The organism is Ruicaihuangia caeni (assembly GCF_040536845.1).
GTDB lineage: Bacteria > Actinomycetota > Actinomycetes > Actinomycetales > Microbacteriaceae > Ruicaihuangia > Ruicaihuangia caeni.
This window is the reverse complement of the sequence record NZ_CP159582.1, coordinates 1,940,411-1,961,247: the sequence shown is the minus strand read 5'-3', so window position 1 is coordinate 1,961,247 and position 20,837 is coordinate 1,940,411. Positions and strand designations below refer to the sequence as shown.

At 65.6% G+C, this 20,837-nt stretch carries 21 protein-coding genes; 12 read left to right on the top strand and 9 right to left on the bottom strand.

The annotated features are described in order from the left end of the window. Positions 1-35: 35 nt before the first annotated feature. Positions 36-812 carry an NUDIX domain-containing protein gene (locus tag ABV606_RS09125; protein WP_353987453.1) on the bottom strand — a complete coding sequence of 259 codons (777 nt, stop codon included), beginning with the start codon at positions 810-812 and terminating at the stop codon, positions 36-38. Positions 813-1,076: 264 nt separating this feature from the next. Between ABV606_RS09125 and ABV606_RS09120 the strand changes: the two genes are divergently transcribed. The 5 genes from ABV606_RS09120 to ABV606_RS09100 all read left to right on the top strand — a co-directional run bounded on the left by ABV606_RS09120 (position 1,077) and on the right by ABV606_RS09100 (position 5,055). Beyond that, on the top strand, positions 1,077-1,577 hold the full coding sequence (locus ABV606_RS09120; RefSeq protein ID WP_353987452.1) for an RNA polymerase sigma factor: 501 nt from the start codon (positions 1,077-1,079) through the stop codon (positions 1,575-1,577). 5 nt (positions 1,578-1,582) lie between these two features. Further along, entirely contained in the window at positions 1,583-2,224 is a 642-nt protein-coding gene (locus ABV606_RS09115; protein ID WP_353987451.1) for a methylated-DNA--[protein]-cysteine S-methyltransferase, read from the top strand. Then, the gene (locus tag ABV606_RS09110; RefSeq protein WP_353987450.1) at positions 2,221-2,826 is read left to right on the top strand and encodes a DNA-3-methyladenine glycosylase I; all 606 of its coding nucleotides are present in this window, start codon (positions 2,221-2,223) and stop codon (positions 2,824-2,826) included. The genes ABV606_RS09115 and ABV606_RS09110 overlap by 4 nt, the downstream gene beginning before the upstream one ends. Positions 2,827-2,887: 61 nt before the next feature. Then, complete coding sequence (locus tag ABV606_RS09105; RefSeq protein ID WP_353987449.1) at positions 2,888-3,409, top strand: hypothetical protein; 522 nt, start codon at positions 2,888-2,890, stop codon at positions 3,407-3,409. Continuing rightward, the gene (locus ABV606_RS09100; protein ID WP_353987448.1) at positions 3,409-5,055 is read left to right on the top strand and encodes a DUF5671 domain-containing protein; all 1,647 of its coding nucleotides are present in this window, start codon (positions 3,409-3,411) and stop codon (positions 5,053-5,055) included. The genes ABV606_RS09105 and ABV606_RS09100 overlap by 1 nt, the downstream gene beginning before the upstream one ends. A gap of 89 nt (positions 5,056-5,144) precedes the next feature. Here the strand turns inward: ABV606_RS09100 and ABV606_RS09095 are convergent, their stop codons facing one another. Further along, entirely contained in the window at positions 5,145-6,611 is a 1,467-nt protein-coding gene (locus tag ABV606_RS09095; RefSeq protein ID WP_353987447.1) for a purine-cytosine permease family protein, read from the bottom strand. Between the two features lie 178 nt (positions 6,612-6,789). Further along, positions 6,790-7,713, bottom strand: coding sequence for a LysR family transcriptional regulator (locus ABV606_RS09090; RefSeq protein WP_281489368.1), 924 nt, complete (start codon positions 7,711-7,713; stop codon positions 6,790-6,792). 71 nt (positions 7,714-7,784) lie between these two features. On the opposite strand from ABV606_RS09090, the gene hisD reads away from it, so the two are divergent. Both hisD and ABV606_RS09080 read left to right on the top strand, forming a co-directional pair. Next, complete coding sequence (hisD, locus tag ABV606_RS09085) at positions 7,785-9,122, top strand: histidinol dehydrogenase (RefSeq protein WP_353987446.1); 1,338 nt, start codon at positions 7,785-7,787, stop codon at positions 9,120-9,122. Continuing rightward, on the top strand, positions 9,119-9,931 hold the full coding sequence (locus tag ABV606_RS09080; RefSeq protein WP_353987445.1) for a nitrilase-related carbon-nitrogen hydrolase: 813 nt from the start codon (positions 9,119-9,121) through the stop codon (positions 9,929-9,931). The genes hisD and ABV606_RS09080 overlap by 4 nt, the downstream gene beginning before the upstream one ends. Before the next feature lie 43 nt (positions 9,932-9,974). Here the strand turns inward: ABV606_RS09080 and ABV606_RS09075 are convergent, their stop codons facing one another. From ABV606_RS09075 to nrdH, 5 genes are all read right to left on the bottom strand, one after another. After that, complete coding sequence (locus ABV606_RS09075; protein WP_353987444.1) at positions 9,975-10,469, bottom strand: nucleoside deaminase; 495 nt, start codon at positions 10,467-10,469, stop codon at positions 9,975-9,977. Positions 10,470-10,570: 101 nt separating this feature from the next. Next, a complete protein-coding gene (nrdF, locus tag ABV606_RS09070) occupies positions 10,571-11,584 on the bottom strand; it encodes a class 1b ribonucleoside-diphosphate reductase subunit beta (RefSeq protein WP_281489387.1) in 1,014 nt (337 codons plus the stop codon). Between the two features lie 86 nt (positions 11,585-11,670). After that, positions 11,671-13,833 carry a class 1b ribonucleoside-diphosphate reductase subunit alpha gene (nrdE, locus tag ABV606_RS09065; protein WP_422785390.1) on the bottom strand — a complete coding sequence of 721 codons (2,163 nt, stop codon included), beginning with the start codon at positions 13,831-13,833 and terminating at the stop codon, positions 11,671-11,673. Continuing rightward, positions 13,803-14,219 (bottom strand): class Ib ribonucleoside-diphosphate reductase assembly flavoprotein NrdI, encoded by a 417-nt coding sequence (gene nrdI, locus ABV606_RS09060; protein WP_281489373.1) that lies wholly within the window; start codon positions 14,217-14,219, stop codon positions 13,803-13,805. Before nrdI ends, nrdE begins: the two co-directional genes overlap by 31 nt. A 19-nt stretch (positions 14,220-14,238) precedes the next feature. Further along, a complete protein-coding gene (gene nrdH, locus ABV606_RS09055) occupies positions 14,239-14,472 on the bottom strand; it encodes a glutaredoxin-like protein NrdH (protein WP_281489374.1) in 234 nt (77 codons plus the stop codon). Between the two features lie 397 nt (positions 14,473-14,869). Here nrdH and ABV606_RS09050 point away from each other — a divergent pair, with 397 nt between their 5' ends. Further along, complete coding sequence (locus ABV606_RS09050; protein WP_353988806.1) at positions 14,870-16,078, top strand: MFS transporter; 1,209 nt, start codon at positions 14,870-14,872, stop codon at positions 16,076-16,078. 53 nt (positions 16,079-16,131) lie between these two features. Here ABV606_RS09050 and ABV606_RS09045 read toward each other — a convergent pair whose 3' ends face one another. Continuing rightward, the gene (locus ABV606_RS09045) at positions 16,132-16,920 is read right to left on the bottom strand and encodes an alpha/beta fold hydrolase (protein WP_353987443.1); all 789 of its coding nucleotides are present in this window, start codon (positions 16,918-16,920) and stop codon (positions 16,132-16,134) included. Positions 16,921-17,030: 110 nt separating this feature from the next. On the opposite strand from ABV606_RS09045, the gene ABV606_RS09040 reads away from it, so the two are divergent. The 4 genes from ABV606_RS09040 (at position 17,031) to ABV606_RS09025 (ending at position 20,801) form a co-directional block, all read left to right on the top strand. Continuing rightward, positions 17,031-17,996, top strand: coding sequence for a DUF4349 domain-containing protein (locus tag ABV606_RS09040; RefSeq protein WP_353987442.1), 966 nt, complete (start codon positions 17,031-17,033; stop codon positions 17,994-17,996). 169 nt (positions 17,997-18,165) lie between these two features. Beyond that, positions 18,166-19,437: an MFS transporter gene (locus ABV606_RS09035; RefSeq protein ID WP_353987441.1), complete on the top strand. Its 1,272-nt coding sequence runs from the start codon at positions 18,166-18,168 to the stop codon at positions 19,435-19,437. A gap of 119 nt (positions 19,438-19,556) precedes the next feature. Next, on the top strand, positions 19,557-20,147 hold the full coding sequence (locus ABV606_RS09030; RefSeq protein WP_435414928.1) for an NADPH-dependent FMN reductase: 591 nt from the start codon (positions 19,557-19,559) through the stop codon (positions 20,145-20,147). Positions 20,148-20,267: 120 nt separating this feature from the next. After that, on the top strand, positions 20,268-20,801 hold the full coding sequence (locus ABV606_RS09025; RefSeq protein WP_281489390.1) for a sugar O-acetyltransferase: 534 nt from the start codon (positions 20,268-20,270) through the stop codon (positions 20,799-20,801). Positions 20,802-20,837 lie beyond the last annotated feature (36 nt).

The window sequence follows — 20,837 nt, the reverse complement described above, 5'->3', positions numbered from 1 at the left end:
CGCTTTGCATCACTCGGTTGCATCACTCAGTTGCATCACTCAGTGCAGGTGTACACCCATGGCAAGCGGCTGATGTCGAGCCGATGCCTCGGCCCGTCAGCATGCAGCAGCGAGGCGTCGTCGAAGGCCACGTCGGGGCGCCACAGCATGACGGTGTCGTCGGGAGTGTGGCGTGTGGAGTGGTCGCGGAACTGCGCGACCCGAGCAGCAGCGAGCGCTTCGGCGACGGTGTCGTGCTCGCGCAGCCGATGGAGGGTCACCCACGTCGGCTGCACCAGCAGGAGCCGGCCGTCGGCGTGCTGATCGAGCGCGGCTGCGGGGGTCAACCAGCGGTAGGCGATCGCCTCGGCCTCGGCGAGCGCGATCTCGTCGTGCGGCGACTCCGCGAGATAGAACCAGGTGCGGAACCTCGGCACCGCATCAGCCGGAGGCTCCCATCGGGCGGTGACGACCAGCGATGCGGGGTCGACGGCGAGCGCGGTCTCCTCGCGCACCTCGCGCACTGCGGCACGGCGCGCGGCCGCTTCTTCAAGTGCGTCGTCCGCCGCGAACTGCCGAGTGTCGACGAGCGTGTCTCCCGCTCGGTCGGGCGCGTAGACGCCGGCTTCGCCAGCTCGTGCGTCGACGGCTGGCGCGTCGCTGACTCCGCGGGGCGGGCGCAAGAACTCAGGCCTGTCATCAGGGTCGACCTTCCCTCCCGGGAACACCCACGCGCCGGCGAACCATCCTCGGTGCGGCCGCTCGATCATGAGCACCTCGAGTCCGTGCACGCCGTCTCGCAGCAGCACCACCGTCGCTGCGAGTCTGGTCATTGCTCCGCACGCTCCTTCGTGACGCAACGCGTTTCTGAGGCACTGCCCGTGGTGCGGCGCCCACGTGACGGCGGGCCCGCAACACGCTCATTCCAACCTAGTCGCGCTCGCATCGACGGCGCGGGGGCATGCTGCGGCGACGCCCGCCTCATCGGCCTGCGACACTCGTTGCATCGGCGATCTCACAATCCTGCGGGTCGGCGCGTCTTCGTATTCGATGGACTTCAGGATGACTTCCCCACGGCGCAGAGCACGGTCAGCAGCATGAAGCTGCCGTTCGAGCAGGTCGTTGCTGAGCACGGCGCGATGGTGCTTCGCGTGTGCCGTGCCGTGCTGGATGGTCATGCCGATGCCGACGACGCGTGGACCGAGACGTTCATCGCCGCCATGCGAGCGTGGCCGGAATTGCCCGACGACGCGAACGTGGAGGCGTGGCTCGTCACCATCGCGAAGCGCAAGGCCATCGATGAGATCCGTGCACGGGGACGACGAGCAGTTGCGCTCGGCGACCTGCCGGATGCAGCTCCGGATGGGTGGATGCCGGATGCCGCGGCGACTTCGGACGCCGAGCGGCAAGACGTCTGGCGCGCCGTGCGCGCCCTGCCCGAGCGTCAGCGACATGCCGTCGCCTATCGATATTTCGCGGGACTGCCGTACCGGGAGATCGCTGAGCTCATGGGCGGCACCGCCGACGCGGCGCGGCGTGCGGCATCCGATGGCATCAAGAATCTGCGCCGGAGCTACCGGAACGAACAGGAGGGGTGAGGCGCATGACCACGCCCGAATCGAACACTCGTAGCCGCCCGCGCGATGAAGTGAGCGATGAACTGCATCGAGCGACGGATGCCGCCCCTCAGCAGCTCGCACTGCTGCACGCTCGTCTGGCCGACGCCGCCGACGAGCAGGGCTTGCTGGACGTCGCGTACCGCATCATCGATACGCCGGTGGGTCCGCTGCTGCTCGCGGCCACCGAGCGGGGGCTCGTGCGGGTCGCCTTCGAGCGGGAGGGCTTCGATGCCGTGCTCGCACACCTCGCGGAGCGCGTGAGCCCCCGCGTACTGCGTGCGCCGAGTCGCCTCGACGACGTGGCGCGCCAACTGGAGGAGTACTTCGCAGGGCAGCGCAGGGCCTTCGATGTGAGACTCGACCACGCGCTGTCGAGCGGGTTCCGTGCGCTCGTGCAGCAGCATCTCCCGCACATCCCGTACGGGCACACCGAGTCGTACAAGCAGGTCGCCGCTGTGCTCGGGAACCCGGGGGCCGTCAGAGCCGTCGGCACGGCTTGCGCCACGAACCCGCTGCCGGTGGTCGTTCCGTGCCACCGGGTGCTCCGCACCGACGGCAGCCTGGGCGGCTACATCGGCGGGCTCGAAGCGAAGACCGCGCTGCTGCAACTGGAGCAAGCGGCGTGACCTCGGCGATCGGGGTGGTGATCGGCGACGACGGGCTCGCCCGGCCGGCGTGGGCGGCGACCGATCCGCTGCTCCGCGAGTATTACGACACGGAGTGGGGCATGCCGGTGCGCGACGAGCAGGGTGTGTTCGAGCGGCTCAGCCTCGAAGCGTTCCAATCGGGACTCTCGTGGGTGACGATCCTTCGCAAGCGACCGGCGTTTCGTGCGGCATTCCACGGCTTCGACCCCGAGGTCGTCGCCCAGTACACGGACGCCCAGGTCGAACGGCTCATGGCGGATGCCGGCATCGTGCGCAATCTGCGCAAGATCCGCGCCACGATCAGCAACGCTGCCGCAACCATCCGGCTTCGCGATGAGGGCGGTTTGGCGGAACTCGTGTGGTCGTTCCAACCGGCGGTGACGCCGGAACCTGAAGTGCTCACCGACATACCGACCCAGTCTCCTGAGTCGGTCGCCCTCGCCAAGGCCTTGCGCGCGAAGGGCTTCGTGTTCGTCGGTCCGACGACGATGTTCGCGCTCATGGAGGCGATCGGAATCGTCGATACCCACCTCGTCGCGAGCCACCGTCGGGGGACTTCGGGCGTGTGGCCCGCAGAATGACGGGCGTGCACCGCCCAGAGAATGATGCGCGCCGACGCATCGCGCATGCGATCATGTGACCATGAGCACAGCCGCTTCAGACGATTCCTCAGGATCCCGATCTAGTGATCAGGATGCCTCGAAGCCCGAGGCGCCGAAGCGAGACCGCAGCTTGATGATCGTGCTGTCGATCATCGGAGCGCTCGTGCTGATTGCTCTCATCGTGGTCTTCACCCGCGGCGAGCCGCAAGATCTCGACGCTTCGACACCCGAGGGCGTGGTGCAGCGATACTCCGCTGCCGCCATCTCAGGCGATGAGGCCGAGGCGGCGATGTACTTGACCGAGAGCGCGCTGGAGCGCTGCGATGACTTCGGGGGCGAACCGCCGACCGACGGCATCCGCGTGAGGCTCGTCTCCACGACTGAGCGCGGTTCGACAGCCGATGTCAAAGTCTCGATCGTGACCTCGTTCGAGAGCGGCCCGTTCGGCCCGTCTGAGTACGAGGTCGACGAGGTGTTCGACTTGACGAAGGTCGACGGCGAGTGGCTGATCGACTCGGCCCCCTGGCAACTCATGGCGTGCCCAGGGTCGGAGGTGCGCTGATGGCCACGACTGAGCCGTACGCTCCGGCTTCAGTGACCGGTCGGGTGCAGGGCACCGTTCGCCGGATCATCGTCTACATCCTGCTGTTCGCCCTGGTGACCACCGCCGCGATCGGTCTGAGCGGCCTGCTCGCTCGACTACTCGGCGAACGCGACGTCATCGCGGGCGGCGATCCCTCCGGGCTCGCGCTGTCACTCGCCTTCACGCTGATCGCCGGCCCGCTCGCTGTGCTCCTTTGGGTGTTCACGTGGAAGCGCCTGGCCGAGCCGCAAGAGCGTTCATCGGTCGCGTGGGGGCTGTACCTCGCGGGCATGTCCACCGTCGCCCTGATCACCTCATCGACCGCGCTGCTCGATGCCGCGGCCTCGTCGCTCAGCGGGGATTGGCGCGGTGAACGGTTCGCCACGGGACTCGTGTGGGCGCTGGTGTGGGGCTGGCACCGTTGGATGCTGCGTCACCCCCTCAAGGGCCCGACGCGGCTGGCAGGGGTCGCCGACGTGATCGGCTTCGCCTTCGGCCTGAGCATCGCGATCGGGGCAGGCATCGCTGCCCTCGGCGGCCTGTTCGACCAGGTGATCCTCGGGTCGTCGGCCATGACCGTCGGTGACCCGTGGTGGCGCCCGGTGCTGCAGTCGGCGATCTGGGCGGCGGGCGGCGTCGTCATCTGGTGGTGGCATTGGCGACGCGCGGGTGCCGAGCGTCTCCGCACGACCTTCTCAGACGTCGCCGTCATCGCCCTCGGGGTTCTCGTCGCCGGAGTGCTGGCCCTTGGCGGCGCTGCGCTCGTCTTGTTCGTGCTGCTGAGGCTCGCGTTCGATCACACCGATCCACTGCGAGTGTTGCTCGAACCACTCGGGCCGGCCATTGCGGCGGTCCTCATCGGCGCTCTGCTCTGGGTCTATCACCAAGCAGCCCTGGCAAGTCGATCGTCGGCTGCGCGGCACACCGCGGCGCTCATCGCCTCAGGCGTCGCGCTGGCATTCGCGGCATCCGGAATCGGCGTGGTCGTCAACGCCACCCTGGGTGCGCTGACCCCGGTGCTCGCGGGCAGCGACACCCGCACGCTGTTGCTCGGCGGAATCAGCTCGCTCGTCGTCGGGGCTCCCACATGGTGGTTCTTCTGGCGAGGCGCAGATCCTGCGACACCCGGTCGCCGCGTGTACTTGATCGTCATCTTCGGCATCAGCGCAGTGGTCGCGCTCATCGCGCTGTTGGTGATCGGCTTCCGGATCTTCGAGTTCTTCTTCGACTCAGCGGTGCCCGCCAATCTGCTGGACCGCATCCGCGCGCCGTTCGGTCTGCTGCTCGCGACCGGACTCGTCGCCGGACATCACTTCACAGTCTGGCGGCGAACGCGGCCCGCGGTCTCGGAAGAGATCCCAGTGAGCCGCGCCATCGGCCACGTCACGCTGGTCACGGCGGGGGCATCGCGCGGCGAGGTCGAGGCCATCCGAGCAGCAACCGGAGCCGGCGTCACGGTCTGGAACCGGCTCGACTCACCCGAACCCGGCATCCTCGCCGACGCAACCCAGCTCGTGGCGGCCCTGGAAGGCGTCGTCGGCGAGCACGTGCTTGTGGTGGTCGGCGCCGACGCCTCGATCGAGGTCATCCCCGTGGCCACCCGCGTACGAAGCGACGAGCGCTGACGACAAGGGCCCGCGACGTCGCGGTCTCGACTGGCAACCGGTAGCGGTCGGTGCGGACAGCCCGCACCGACCGCTACTCTGCGCCTGGGTCAGCCCGCTGGGTCCACCATCGCAACCGGCTCGCCCGTCTCCGCCTGCTCCGCGATGACGGCGCGCTCACGGGCGAGGTCCAAGGAGCGAGCAAGAACGATGTAGGCCACCGCGGATGCTGCGAGCCCAACGAATAGCGCCAGGTCTGCCCCTCCGAGCGCCTCGGCGATGGGCCCTACATACCAAGTGGTGACGACGAAGGGCACCATGGCCACGATGCCGATCGCATACGCCACGAGCGCACGCCATCCCCAACTGCCGTAGAGACCCGCCGGGGTGAAGATGTCGCGGATCGAGTAGTGCCCCTTCCTCACGAAGAAGTAGTCGACGAGGTTGACCGAGGTCCACGGCACGAGCACATAGAGCAAGATCACGAGGAAGCTGCCGAAGTTGTCGAGGAACTCGCCCGTACTCAGGAGCGACCCGATGAAGGCCGAGGCCGCGATCACACTGCTTGCCACCACGCGTGCCCTTCGGGTCGGCTTCAGTGGTCGTACGGAATCGACAATGGTGATCAGCTCGAGAGCCGCGGCATAGATGTTCACGGTGATGACAGCGATCAGCGCCGGCAGCGCCGCGAGCAGAAGCCAGTAGCCAGCTCCCGGCAGGATCGCGTCTGCGGCATCGCGGACGCCTTCGAGCGGCGCCGAGTTGGTGAAGAGTGCGGCGATGAACGCGCCGAGCCCCATGAGCCATGTCGCCCCGACGAATACCCCGCCGTAGGTGTAGAACACAGCACGTGCAGGCTTGGTGTCCGCAGGCAGGTAGCGCGAGTAGTCCGAGACGTATGGGGCCCAGCCGAGCGCATAGGCCGCCGCGCCACCAAACTGCACGAGGAAGCCGGTGAGGTTCGACCCCTCGAAGGAGAGCTGGGCTGCGTCGAGACGGAAGGTAGCCAGCGCGGCTACGGTGAACACTCCAAACGTCAGGAGGAAGAGCAGCGTGAGCCACTTCTGGGTCGTATGGATCCAGTGATATCCGAAGATCGCGAGCACGAGCGCCACGCCGCTGATGAGGAAGTACCACAGGCCGTCAGCCTCGACCCCAGTGGTCATGGTGAGAGCTTCCGCTCCAAGCATCTGGTTGAACATGTTGAAGCCGACGAGGCTGAACACCACGATCGCGCAGATGAAGATCACGCCCCGGTAGCCGAACTGCGCTCGGGATTGAATCATCTGCGGGAGACCCAACTGCGGCCCCTGCGCCGAGTGGAACGCCGTGAAGATTGTGCCAACAGCGACGCCCAGGATGATCGCCGTCACGGACGAGAGCAGTGTGGCACCGAGAGCCGCCCCGAGCATTCCAGTCGCGAGCGTCGTAACGTTCGCATTCGACATGAACCACAGCGGGAACAGCGACCACGGCTTTCCAGTGCGCTCGCTCATCGGTACCCAGTCGATGGATCGGGTTTCGATCGCGGCAGTGACCGGAGCCACTTGCTCAACCGACGGCATCTTCTCGTTCATCTCGCTCCTGCGGTGGACAATCGCGGCACACTTCTTCGTTGCGGCACGCGGTGTGTCTGGTCAGCCGCTCAAGCGAGCGGCTCTGAATGCCCGACCGTATTCGACTCGTACTGGTAGGCACAAGCCGATGCATTCCTATGGTTGCCAGTGGGTTTACCTATGCCGTTCCGAGGTGTGGTCAGGGACTGACCGCCTCTCCGGCTTGATGGGGAGCCAAGAGCATCGACGTTGCGAGACGGACAAGCTCTTCGGTCACGGGCGACAGCGTGGCATTGGCTCGCTTGACGAGGGCAATGGTGTCGTAGAGCGGCTCTTCCATCGGGGCCGTGTGCACTTCATCGGAGGGAAAGGCGGCACCGAGAGTAACTGCTTTGGAGACGATGGTGTCGCCGATCCCCCGGGCCACCAGCCCGAGTGCCGATTCAACGTTCTCGACTTCAATCAGAGGATCGAGCCGGAGTCCGTGAAGCTGCGCACGCTCCGCCAACTGGCGTCGGGTGGGATCGTTCCACCCGTAGTGAGCGTCGTACAAGATCAACTCGCGTTCCGCGATCCGCTCCATCGACATGGGCGCTGCACACCGACTCTTGTCAGCACTGACCCACAGCACCTCGTCGCGAAGCAGCGGCGTGACGTCGAGCCCATCATCGTTGATCGGGAGCACCACCAATCCGGCCTCGAGCTCACCCGAGCGAACGCCTTCGGCGACTTCGAAGGAGTTCTGGCCGATGAGCCTCGTGCGCACGCCGGGATAGTCACGGTGGAAGCGTTCCGCGAGGTCAGCGAGGAAGTAGTACGCAGCGTTTCGGAGCACGCCGAGCGAGGCGACTCCGCCTGTGAGCCCGCGGAGCGCAAGCAGCGACTCGTGCGCGCCGTCCACCCCATCGACGACGCGCTGGGCCCACGGCAAGAGTTGCTCTCCGGCCGGGGTCAACACCAGACGTCGACCGCCTCGGGCGAACAGCATGAGACCCTGCTCCGTCTCGAGCTTCCGCACGAGTTCGGAGATCGTTGGCTGCGTTGCGCCCAATTCGCGCGCCGCCGCGGTGAACGAGCCGAGACGAGCAGCTAGGAAGAAGGCGCGAAGCTGGGCGATTGTCATAGGCTGATCCTATGAGATTCCAAGGTTGTGCTGGTCTTGTACGAGGTCTCCGCGGTACCTAGACTCACGGAATGCGCTACACACCCGCCGTCCTGCAGGCCCTCCAGGGGTCCTTCGTCCACCTGAAGACGCCTCGCGTCAGCGCGCCGGCAGCCCAGCGCGATCCGGCCGTCATCGCCAAGGTCTCGGAAATGCTGAGCACCATCGAACGTCAAGGCTTCGACGCCGTGCTCCGCTATGCCGCAGAACTGGACCGTTGGACCTCCCGGGACGTCGAACTGGAACCCGAGATCATCGCGTCCAGTGGAAGCCGGCTCCCGTCTGATCTTCGCGAGGCGATTGAGCTCGGCTCGCAGCGCACGCGCGACTTCGCTGCTCAGCAGCGCAGCGCTCTGACCGATTTCGAGACAGAACTCGCCCCGGGCTTGTTCGCGGGCGCGAGATACATACCAGTCAAGCGCGTCGGTGCCTACCTGCCAGCTGGCCGCTTTCCTCTGACCGCCAGCGCGTTCATGACCGTTGGCGTGGCGAAGACGGCCGGTGTTCCGACCGTGATCGCGTGCACCCCGCCACAACCGGACGGCTCCGCCAACGACGCGGTGCTCTACGCCGCTCACCTTTCAGGCGTCGATCGAGTGTTCGTCTTGGGAGGTGTACAGGCGCTCGCCGCAATGGCGTTCGGCCTGCTGGGTGATCTCCCAGTCGACATGCTGGTCGGCGCGGGCAACGCATATGTGGCTGAGGCGAAGCGACAGCTTTTCGGCACGGTCGCGATCGACCTCCTGGCTGGCCCATCAGAAGTCGCCGTGATCGCAGACGAGACTGCCGATGCGGCACTCGTGGCGGCTGACCTGCTGGGGCAGGCCGAGCACGGGCCGAACTCGCCGGCAGCCCTCATAACGACCTCTGAGTCACTCGGTCGCGAAGTCATCGCCGAGATCGACCGGCAGTTGTCCACACTCGCTACCGCTGATATCGCCGGAGCTGCGTGGCGCGACTACGGATCCGTCACTATCGCGAACAACCGTGAGATCGCTGCCACGCTGATGGATGACCTTGCTCCCGAGCACCTCGAGGTGCACACCTCGGACGACGACTGGTACCACGACCGTCTCTCGAACTATGGCTCGATCTTCCTCGGGCCATGGAGCACGGTTGCATACTCCGACAAGGGAATGGCCGGCACGAACCACGTGCTTCCCACCGCCGGCGGCGCGAAGCACAGCGCGGGTCTTTCCGTGTCGCGTTTCCTGAAGCCTTTGACGTACCAGCGCATCTCGCCCGAGGCGACGCACTTGCTCGCGCCCGCGGTGCGAACTATTTCGGATTCAGAAGGGATGGCCGCGCACAGCGCGACCGCCGCGATGCGTCTGCAACGCCTGCGCGAGCCGGCGTCGGTAGACCGATGACCGCCGACGTTTTGCCGAACGTGCGCGTTCGTTGCCATGAACTCGCCCCTCGGGTGGGCGACCTTCGGTCCAATCTGGCGATAATCGATGAGGCCATCGCCAGAGCTAGCGCGGCCGATGTCGACTTGCTTGTGCTCCCGGAGCTTGCGACGAGCGGCTACTACTTGCGAGATGCCGAAGAAGTGCACTCTGTCGCGATGACTGCGCATGACCCTGCGTTCGCGCGCTGGAGTGCAGCAGCAGGGAAGATGACCGTGGTCGTCGGTTTCGCCGAATCAGACGGCGAGACGATCTACAACTCCGCGGCCGTAGTGAACGGCGGCGGAGTATTGACGGTCTATCGCAAGACGCACCTCTGGGGTGTAGAGCACGAGTCCTTTACGCCCGGCAGTGCGCCACCACCGGTCGTCGACACAGCTTTCGGGAGGCTCGGCATCCTGATCTGCTACGACATGGAGTTCCCGGAGTTGCCCCGGATGCTGGCATTGCAGGGCGCCGACATCATCGCCGTGCCCACCAACTGGCCACCGGTACCTCGCCCAAACGGCGAGCACCCTCCCGAAGTGATCCAAGCAATGGCGTCAGCTCGCTCGTCTCGAGTCGCAATCGCGTGCTGCGACCGCAGCGGGGTCGAGCGGGGAAACGATTGGACCCGGGGCAGCACCGTGATCGGGGCCGACGGGTGGCCAGCGGGCGAACGGGTGTCGGACGACTGCATCGACGCCGAGATCGCGATCGATCGCGACCGCCGAATCAGCGACTACAACGATGCGCTGGGAGACAGACGCCCTCAGCTGTACCGACTCTGACACCAGTTATCGCCGCGTCGATCTCGCGGCGATGACTGTGGGACTAGCGGGCGTACGCCTCGTGCAGCGCGCGCACCTCGTCGGCGAATGCCGCGGCCGGGCCGGTCGTCGGCACACCAGGTGCGACCGCGCTGATCGGCAGCGCCGCGACGGGTGGGGGCGCAGCGCCGAGGGCCGCTCGCCACTCGCCAAGCTGGGCGGTACTCGTGGCGAAGACGATGCGGCCGAGTCCCACCCAGGCGTGAGCAGCGCTGCACATCGCGCAGTGCTCCCCCGACGTGTAGACGACGGCTGTCGCGCGTTGCTCGGGAGTCAGATTGGCCGCGGCCCACCGCGCGATCTCGAACTCCGGATGCCGTGTGCGATCGCCGCCCGAGATCCGGTTGCGGTCTTCGAAAAGCACTGCGCCTTCGGCATCCGTCAGCACCGAACCGAACGGCTCGTCACCGTACTCGAGCGCCTCCCGCGCCAGTTCGACACAGCGCGACAGCATCAGCGACTCGTGGTAGGAGACGTCGTCGAACTTGATATCAGGCATCCGCTGACCACCCCTCAAATTGATCGACGGGGGCAGCGATCACCACCCCCGTCGAATTCTCACTGTCGAACGAGCACGCGCCCATCGGAAGACCGAAGCGCCTAGAAGTCCCAGTCCTCGTCTTCGGTGTTCTCGGCCTTGCCGATGACGTACGACGAACCTGAGCCCGAGAAGAAGTCATGGTTCTCGTCGGCGTTCGGTGAGAGCGCCGAGAGGATCGCCGGGTTCACGTCGGTGACGGTCTTCGGGAACATCGGCTCGTAGCCGAGGTTCATGAGGGCCTTGTTCGCGTTGTAGTGCAGGAACTTCTTGACGTCTTCGGTGAGCCCGACCTCGTCGTACAGGTCTTGCGTGTACTTGACCTCGTTCTCGTACAGGTCGTACAGCAGGCTGAACGTGTAGTCCTTCAGCTCCTCACGCTTCGCCTCGTCGACCTGCTCGAGCCCGCGCTGGTATTTGTACCCGACGTAGTAGCCGTGCACGGCCTCGTCACGGATGATCAGGCGGATGAGGTCAGCCGTGTTCGTGAGCTTGGCGTGCGCCGACCAGTACATGGGCAGGTAGAAGCCCGAGTAGAACAGGAACGACTCGAGGATGGTCGAGGCGACCTTGCGCTTGTGCGGGTCATCGCCACGGTAGTAGTCCATGATGATGTTCGCCTTGCGCTGCAGCGCATCGTTCTCGAGCGACCAGCGGAACGCCGCGTCGATCTCAGGCGTCGACGCGAGGGTCGAGAAGATCGACGAGTAGCTCTTCGCGTGCACCGACTCCATGAAGGCGATGTTGGTGTACACCGCTTCCTCGTGAGGGGTCAATGCATCGGGAATGAGGCTGACCGCGCCGACGGTGCCCTGAATGGTGTCGAGCAGCGTCAGCCCGGTGAACACCCGCATGGTCATCTTCTTCTCGGCCTCGTTGAGCGTCGCCCACGACTGCACGTCGTTCGAGAGCGGCACCTTCTCGGGCAGCCAGAAGTTCGCCGTGAGGCGGTCCCACACCTCGAGGTCCTTGTCATCCTGGATGCGGTTCCAGTTGATCGCGTTGACGTGGCTGATCAGCCGCACCTTGCCCTGGTGAGCCGGGTCGTTGGCCGCCGCGTTGACCTTGTCAGTCATAGTCATGATCTGTCCTGTGTTCTCAGTACGTCTGGTTCAGTACGTCGTATCGGATGCGCCGTGATGGGCTGGTCGGATGCTGCAGCTCAGAGCATGCAGGAGACGCAGCCCTCCACCTCGGTGCCCTCGAGCGCCATCTGACGCATGCGGATGTAGTAGATCGTCTTGATGCCCTTGCGCCAGGCGTAGATCTGGGCCTTGTTGATGTCGCGCGTGGTCGCGGTGTCCTTGAAGAACAGCGTCAGCGACAGACCCTGATCGACATGCTGCGTGGCCGCGGCGTAGGTGTCGATGATCTTCTCGTAGCCGATCTCGTACGCGTCCTGGTAGTACTCCAGGTTGTCGTTCGTCATGAACGGCGCCGGGTAGTAGACGCGGCCGATCTTGCCTTCCTTGCGGATCTCGATCTTCGACGCGATCGGGTGGATCGACGAAGTCGAGTTGTTGATGTACGAGATGGAACCGGTCGGCGGCACGGCCTGCAGGTTCTGGTTGTAGATGCCGTACTGCTGGATCGACGCCTTCAGTTCACGCCAGTCGTCCTGCGTGGGAAGCTTCGCGCTCGAGTTCGCGAAGAGCTCACGCACGCGCTCCGTAGCCGGCTCCCAAACCTGGTCGATGTACTTGTCGAAGAACTCGCCGCTGGCATACTTCGAGTCCTCGAAGCCCTCGAACGCGACTCCCCGTTCCTTCGCGATGGTGTTCGACGCCTTCAGCGCGTGGAACAGCACCGTGTAGAAGTACATGTTCGTGAAGTCGATGCCCTCTTCCGAACCGTAGAAGATGCGCTCGCGCGCGAGGTAGCCGTGCAGGTTCATCTGGCCGAGCCCGATGGCGTGCGACTTGTCATTGCCGTCTTCGATCGACCGCACCGATGAGATGTGGCTCTGGTCCGACACCGCGGTCAGTCCGCGGATGGCGGTCTCGACCGTGCGGGCGAAGTCGGGCGAGTCCATCGACAGCGCGATGTTCATCGAGCCGAGGTTGCAGGAGATGTCCTTGCCGATCTGGTCATAGGACAGGTCGACGTTGTACGTGGTCGGCGAGTTGACCTGCAGGATCTCCGAGCACAGGTTCGACATGTTGATGCGACCCTTGATCGGGTTCGCACGGTTCACCGTGTCCTCGAACATGATGTACGGGTAACCGGACTCGAACTGGATCTCGGCGAGCGTCTGGAAGAAGTCGCGAGCGTTGATCTTCGTCTTCTTGATGCGCGCATCATCGACCATCTCGCGGTACTTCTCGGAAACCGAGATGTCGCCGAAGGGCACGCCGTACACCTTCTCGACGTCGTATGGCGAGAAGAGGTACATGTCTTCGTTGTTCTTCGCCAGCTCGAACGTGATGTCGGGGATCACCACACCCAGCGAGAGGGTCTTGATGCGGATCTTCTCGTCGGCGTTCTCGCGCTTCGTGTCGAGGAAGCGAAGGATGTCGGGGTGGTGCGCCGAGAGGTACACCGCGCCCGCGCCCTGTCGCGCACCGAGCTGGTTCGCGTAGCTGAACGAGTCTTCGAGCAGCTTCATGACGGGGATGATGCCGCTGGACTGGTTCTCGATCTGCTTGATCGGCGCACCCGCCTCGCGGATGTTCGAGAGCAGCAGCGCCACGCCGCCGCCGCGCTTCGACAGCTGCAGCGAGGAGTTGATGCCGCGGGCGATCGACTCCATGTTGTCTTCGATGCGCAGCAGGAAGCAGCTCACGAGCTCGCCGCGCTGCGCCTTGCCCGTGTTGAGGAAGGTCGGCGTGGCCGGCTGGAAGCGGCCCTCGATGATCTCGTCGACGAGGTTGTGCGCCATCTGCTCGTCGCCCTCTGCGAGGCCGAGAGCCGTCATGACGACGCGGTCTTCGAAGCGCTCGAGATAGCGCTTTCCGTCGAAGGTCTTCAGCGTGTACGAGGTGTAGTACTTGAACGCGCCGAGGAAGGTCTTGAACCGGAACTTCTTCGAGTACGCGAAGTCATAGAGCTTCTCGATGAACTCGAACGAGTAGCGGTCGAGCACCGCCTTCTCGTAGTACTCGTTCTCGACCAGGTAGTCGAGCTTCTCCTTGAGCGAGTGGAAGAAGACCGTGTTCTGGTTGACGTGCTGCAGGAAGTACTGCTTCGCCGCCTCCCGGTCCTTGTCGAACTGGATCTTGCCGTCGATGTCGTAGAGGTTGAGCATCGCGTTCAGCGCGTGGTAGTCGAGCCCATCGACCTTCGCGGGAGCGGACACTACCGGGAGGTCTGCAACTGCTGTTTCCAAAATTCATCCAATCCAGCGTTGACTGCGTCGATGTCGTCGGGGGTGCCGAACAACTCGACTCGGTACAGAAGCGGCACATGGCACTTCGCCGCGACGATGTCACCGGCAAGGCAGAAGGCTGCTCCGAAGTTGGTGTTGCCGGCGGCGATCACGCCGCGAATCAGTGACCGGTTGTGCTCATCGTTGAGGAATCTGATCACCTGTTTGGGAACCGCGCCGCGCTGGTGCCCTCCGCCATAGGTCGGAAGCACGAGCACATAGGGCTCGGTCACCGTGAGCGGCTCATCAGAAGGCATGAGGGGGATGCGCACGGCATCCCGCCCCAGTGCCCTGACGAATCGCTCGGTGTTGCCTGAGACGCTTGAGAAGTAGACCAGCTCGGCCAACTCGTGCGCCCTTTTCGCGTTATGCCAGGCGAGCGGCCAGCTCGTTGATCTTGTCGGGGCGGAAGCCTGACCAGTGGTCGTCTTCGGTGATGACCACGGGAGCCTGCATGTAGCCGAGCGACTTCACCGCTTCGAGGGCGTGCTCGTCGGTCGAGACGTCGAGCACTTCATACTCGATGCCCTTGCTGTCGAGCGCACGGTATGTTGCAGTGCACTGCACGCACGACGGCTTGGTGTAGACGGTGATCGCCATTCGTTTCTCCCCTTGTTGTTTCAACGACTCTGCGTTTCTGCGGTCTGCGTGGGCCTTCTCGGCCTGCCCCTGCTGATGCTCGTAGCGGAGCATCTCCCCCGGTTTTCGTGTGATTCCGAGCCGGCCCGCATAGGGCCCTCTCGACGTAATCAATACTACATGTAGTGGCTCTCATTTGAGCCCATCACTACATGCAGTAATTACAACTATGTGATTATGCACAGCTTGTCCACAGGCCTCTGAACAGGAAACGCCGCGTTTCCCCCACCTTTCTCCCCACATCCTGTGGGGAACCACCGACATCTCGATGTCCTGCGTGAAGAAGCCGACGGATCGCGGCTCAGAGGTCTGCGAATCTGCCCCTCCGGCGTGTCGCGTTCCGCTTCTAGACTGAGCAATCGTGAGCTATCGCGAAGTGTTGAGCACGCCGGGAGTGGCCCGGCTGATCGCCTCGCAGCTCACAGCGCGCTTCCCAGCAGGAATGATCGCGCTCGCCTATCTGCTGCACGTCGAGCGCGTGCACGACTCGTACGGTGCAGCCGGCCTGGTGCTGGCCGCGACGAGTGTCGGCCAGGCGATCGCGGGTCCGCTCACGAGCCGCTGGATGGGGCGATGGGGCATCCGTCCCGTCGTCGCCCTCACCATGGTGGTCTCGCTCGCCTCATATCTCGTGATCGCCCTGATGGTGCTGCCAGTCACGGCGTACATGCTGGTCGGGTTCATCGGCGGCCTCAGCACTCCCCCGATCCAATCCGCGGTGCGCACCATCTACCCGAAGATGGTGAACTCGAGGCAACTGACGCCACTGTTCTCGCTCGACGCCTCGGCGCAGGAGATCATCTGGGTCATCGGTCCTGTCGTCACCACGTTCATCGCGGTGCAGGTGTCGACCGTTGTGGCGATTCTGGTCGCGGGGGTGTTCCTGGTCGGCGGCACGATCTGGTTCCTCACCTCACCGGTCGTCGGTCGAGTGCGGATTCCGCGAGCCCGCCGGGCCATCGGCAAGGTGCTCGCGAGACGGCCCGTGCTGCTCTCGACCATCGTCGGCTTCCTGCTCATCGCTTCGGCGGCGGGCGTCGAAGCCGGCGTGGTGGCGGTATACGGCCATGGTGGCCCGCAAGCGGGCATCATTCTGGCGATCTGGTCGATCGGCTCTGTCTTCGGCGGCTTGGCATTCGGGCACTTGCCCATCGGGCCGTGGGCGCTCGCCAGGCGCATGCTGCTGGTGTTCGTCGGTGTGGCCCTTGCCGCGCTCATTCTCGACTTCTGGTGGCTGGCGGTCATGCTGCTCATCTCGGGCTTCGGCATGGCGCCTGCCCTCGCGGTGATGTTCGCCATCGTGTCGTCGAGCGTGAAGTTCAGCGACACCGCCGAGGCGTACGGCTGGGTCGGCACCGGCCAGCTCATCGGGGCGGCGATCGGCTCTGCGTTCGCCGGGTTCATGATCGATGCGCAAGGCCCTCAGGGAGCGTTCATCGTCGGCGCAGCGTTCGCCCTGCTCGGGGTGCTCTTCCCGGTGATCTTCGTGCGCTGGCACCCGGACCTCCGTGGCAGGGATGCCGGTCCGATCCCGGACACTGAGCCGGTGCCGGTCCAGCCCAGTTGAACGGACGCCGTTCCCCGCTGTGATGATCGCGGCCCGAGTGGCGCGTCTGGCGATCAGCCGATCGCCGTGGCGACGACCCGCGCCATGCGCTTTCGGATGACGTGGTCGACCGCGTCGACGCGATGCGTCTCGACATGGCGCATCTGCTCGACGATACGGAGCCCGGCGGGCGTGAGGAATGGGTCGAGCGTGCCGTACACGATATGGATGGGTGCATCCACGGCGGCGATGTCGGCCACTGCGGTCTGCGATTCGATCACGTGCTCGAGCGAGCGCACGAACGCGGTCCAGTTCTGCTCAGTCACTTCGAGCACGTTCTTGATCGGCGTGAGCCGGCCGAGCGCTGCCGCCGCACGCATGGTGAACTGCTTGTTCGTGCGAAGGAACTCGTACGCACGCATGTAGCCGCCCATCGCTGCCCGCTCGAGCGGGTCGGGCACGGCATCCGGGGTCAAGTAGATCGGCGGAGCGACCAGCACCAGACGCGACACATTCCGCTTCCGCGTCGCGGCGTACCTTGCAGCGATGAGGCAGCCGAGCGAGTGGCCGACCAAGACGAACGGCTCATCCAACTGCAGCTCACGAATCGTGCGATCGAGGGAGGCGACGTGCTCCTCGATCGTGTACTGGGCGTCTGCAGGTGCGGGCGAACCGCCGAACCCCAGCAAGTCGATGCTGATGACCCGATGGTCGTCAGCGATGAGGGGCACGACGAATTCGAAGGTGACCGACGACGACGCGATGCCGTGCACCAGGATCACCGGCGGACCGGTGCCGCGATCGCCCGCGACATGCAGGAGCGGCGCCCTCCGCTGCAGCATCCAGTGGGCGAACAAGCTCATGTCCGCACAGTATCGCAGGGGTCCGACGCGCCCGAGCGGCAGGTGACGACGAACCGCCGCCCCGGAACGTTGGGTGGTGGCACACCGCACCGCGCCTCTACCGTGGCGGTATGAGAAGAACCGCTGCTGCAGCGGCGCTGCTCTTCGCAGCGCTCACCCTGACAGCCTGCACAGCGCCGTCAGGCACGGTGGCCCCGACCGACATGGAGGCCCCGGTTCCCTCCGCTCCTGACTTCGTCGGGGAAGACGGCCGCGGCGAGGCCGGTTCAGACTCCGACGCGCCGGCGAAACCGGCACCCGACGCGGCCGACCGCGAGGTCATCACGACAGGAACCATGACAGTGGTCGTCGAAGACCCCGACCGCGCGGCATCCGACGCCACTGACATCGTCACGGATGCCGGAGGCCGCATCGACGCGCGAACCGAACGCGCCGCGGTGCCCGGCTCACCGGCGAGCGCGACACTGAGCCTTCGGGTTCCGGCCTCGAAGCTCGATGCGGTGCTCGACGACCTCAAATCGCTCGGCGAGGCGCGCGAAGTTTCGCTGTCGAGCGAAGACGTGACGCTCGTGACACGCGATCTCGACGCGCGCATCACCGCCCTCGAGGCATCTGTCGACCGGCTGCTCGCGATGCTCGAGCGCACGACCGACACGAAGACGCTCATCGAGGTGGAGACCGCGCTGTCGCAGCGGCAGTCGGAACTCGAGAGCATGCAGGCGCAGCGGCGGTACTACAGCGATCAGGTGTCGCTCTCGACCATACGACTCTCGTTGATCGCACCATCGGAGTCGGATCCGACCCGACCTGACGATTTCTGGTCGGGTCTCATGACCGGATGGAACGCGCTGGTCGCATTCTTCTCGGCGGCTCTTGTCGCCCTTGGCGTCGCCCTGCCGTGGCTACTGCTCATCGCGCTGATCGCGCTCATCGTGCTGCTCGTGGTGCGCTCGGCAATCAGACGGGACCGCAGCGCGGGTGCGCAGGATGCTGTCGCGCAGCGCGCCGACCCGCGGGCGCCGGCGCCGCACGAGGCGTCCGCCGATTCCGAACCCGAGTCGCGCGCGGGCGAGTGAGGCGGTCGGCATCCGCCCCTCGACCCGCTGAGCAGGACGCACTGGCCAGCACGACTGCGACGAGCAGCGCCGCCGATACGATTGGCGATCGGGACCTACGCTCGGGGTCCGCACTGCTGCTTCCTCGTCGATAGGCACACCCATCTCTCGCTCTGCCCGCACGCACCTCATGGATCTCGCGCCGCTGCGAGAGAGCCCGGCGTTCGCGCGCCTGTGGGTGGGGAATGCGATCGCGGGCATCGGCAGCCAGATGACGGTCGTGGCGGTCGGCCTGCACATCTACGAGTTGACCGGGTCGACGTTCGCCGTGGGCATGGTCGGCACGGTGGCGCTCGTGCCGATGATCATCGCGGGTCTCTACGGCGGCATGCTCGCCGATGCGATGGATCGGCGACGTCTCGCGCTCATCGGCGCGATCGTCGCGTGGCTCTCGACCGCCGGCATCGCCGCCGCCGCGTGGCTCGAGACCACTGAGATCTGGCCGTTCTACGTGCTCACCGCACTCACGTCCGTGGCCGCAACGGTCATTGGAACGGTTCGCCAGGCGATCCTTCCGCGGCTGCTGCCCGCGCGCCTGCTCCCCGCAGCATCCGCGCTGCAGGGCGCATCGTTCGGGGTGATGGTGACTGTCGGCCCGGCGCTCGCGGGTGTGCTGGTGGCCACCGCAGGCTTCGCCTGGACCTACACCGTCGACGTGCTGCTCTTCACTGCGGCCTTCGCAGGAATCGTGACGTTGCCCGCGGTCGTGCCCGAGGGCGCGAGGCACAAGCCCGGGCTCGAGTCGATCCGCGAGGGGCTGCGCTTCCTGCGGCATGCACCGAACATCCGCATGTCGTTCATCGTCGACATCATCGCCATGACGTTCGGCCGACCCCACGCGCTGTTCCCTGCGGTGGGGGTGCTCGCCATCGGCGGAGGAGCGGTCACGGTCGGGGTGCTCACCGCAGCCGGGGCCGTGGGCGCGCTGCTGTCGAGCCTCGTCTCCGGCCGGCTGGGGACGATCCGCCGCCATGGCATCGCGATCGGGTGGGCGATCACCGGATACGGCACGAGCATCGCGGGGTTCGGCGTCGTCGTCGCGATCGCGGTGATGCAGGGCGGTGCGCCCCGCGGCGGAGGAGTCGACGCGACCGCGCTGGTCGCGGCATCCGTGATGATGGCCCTGTCGGGAGCGACTGACAACGTCAGCGCGATCTTCCGCACGACGATGCTGCAGACCGCCGTGCCCGACAACATGCGGGGCCGGCTCCAGGGCATCTTCACGGTGGTCGTCGCCGGCGGCCCCCGCGTAGGCGATCTGTACATCGGCGTGTTGACCGCTCTCACCGTGCTGTGGTTCCCACCGCTGCTCGGCGGCCTCCTGATCATCGCGCTGATCGCCCTCGCGATGCGACTGCAGCCGACGTTCCGGCACTACGACGCCGTCGACCCTCGCCCCTGAGCCGGAGGCACTCGCAAGCACGTCGGATGCGGCAAACTCCCGGCATCCTCCCCTGGAAAACCCCTAGCCCCCAACGGATGGTGGATTGATACCCATCCACAGGACTGAGGGAGAACATCGTGGCGTCGATCATCGAACACGAACCGCCGTACACCGTGGGGTACTTCGTGGGAAGCCTGTCGAGCACGTCGATCAATCGGCGGCTCTCGAGAGCACTCTTCAAGGTGGCGCCACCGGAGCTCGAGTTCCACGAGATCCCGATTCGCGAACTGCCGTTGTACAGCCAGGACTACGACCCCGACTACCCTCCGGTGGCTCGCGAGTTCAAGCAGGCCATCTCGAAGTCAGACGCGATCCTCTTCGTCACGCCCGAGTACAACCGCGCGATTCCGGGCGGCCTGAAGAATGCCATCGACTGGGCGAGCCGGCCGTGGGGCGAGAACGCTCTGGCGCGCAAGCCGTCGGCCGTCATCGGCGCGTCTCCCGGCCTCATCGGAACCGCTGTGGCGCAGCAGAACCTGAAGAGCGTGCTGTCGTTCTGCGATTCGCCGCAGATGAACGCGCCTGAGGCGTACATTCACATGACCGAGGGGCTGATCACCGACGACGGCGAGATCACGAACGAGGGCACCGAGGCATTCCTCAGGGGGTTCATGGAGTCGTTCTACGATTTCATCGTGCGCGTACTGACCGTTGTGCCGCGCGGTTGAGGGCGGGCGTTCGAGCAGGCCAGCGCCGTCACGTCGCGCAGCGCCCGTTACGGTGATGCGGTGAGCGATTCGAGCGCGATACTCCCGGATGCCGCCGACCGGCGCAGCAACTACGAACGGATGCTGGCCGGCGATCACTACATCGCCGACGAGCCGGCGTTCGCGGAGGCCACGCAGCGGGCGATCACCCTCACGAGGCGCTACGCGGAGGAGTTCGTGTCGGATGCCGTGCGAGCAAGGGAGACGCTCGCGTCGCTGCTCGGTGCACTCGGCGAGGGGGCCCAGATCCGGCCGCCGCTGTATGTGGACTACGGCAGCAGGCTCTTCGTGGGTGCCGGCACCTTCGCGAACTACAACCTCACCGCGCTCGATGTGGCGCCGATCACCATCGGCGAGCGGTGTCAGCTCGGTCCGAGCGTGCAGTTGCTGACGCCCACGCATCCGCTCGACCCGGCGGTGCGCGCCGCCGGGTGGGAATCGGCCGAGCCGATCACCATCGGGGACAACGTCTGGATCGGGGGCGGCGCGATCGTGCTGGCCGGCGTCACGATCGGCGACAACTCGGTGATCGGTGCGGGGTCGGTGGTCACGCGCGACATTCCTGCGAACGTCGTCGCTGTAGGAAGCCCAGCTCGAGTGGTGCGGTCGCTCTAGGCGCTCACTGATTGGGCTGTGACGCCTTGCACTGAG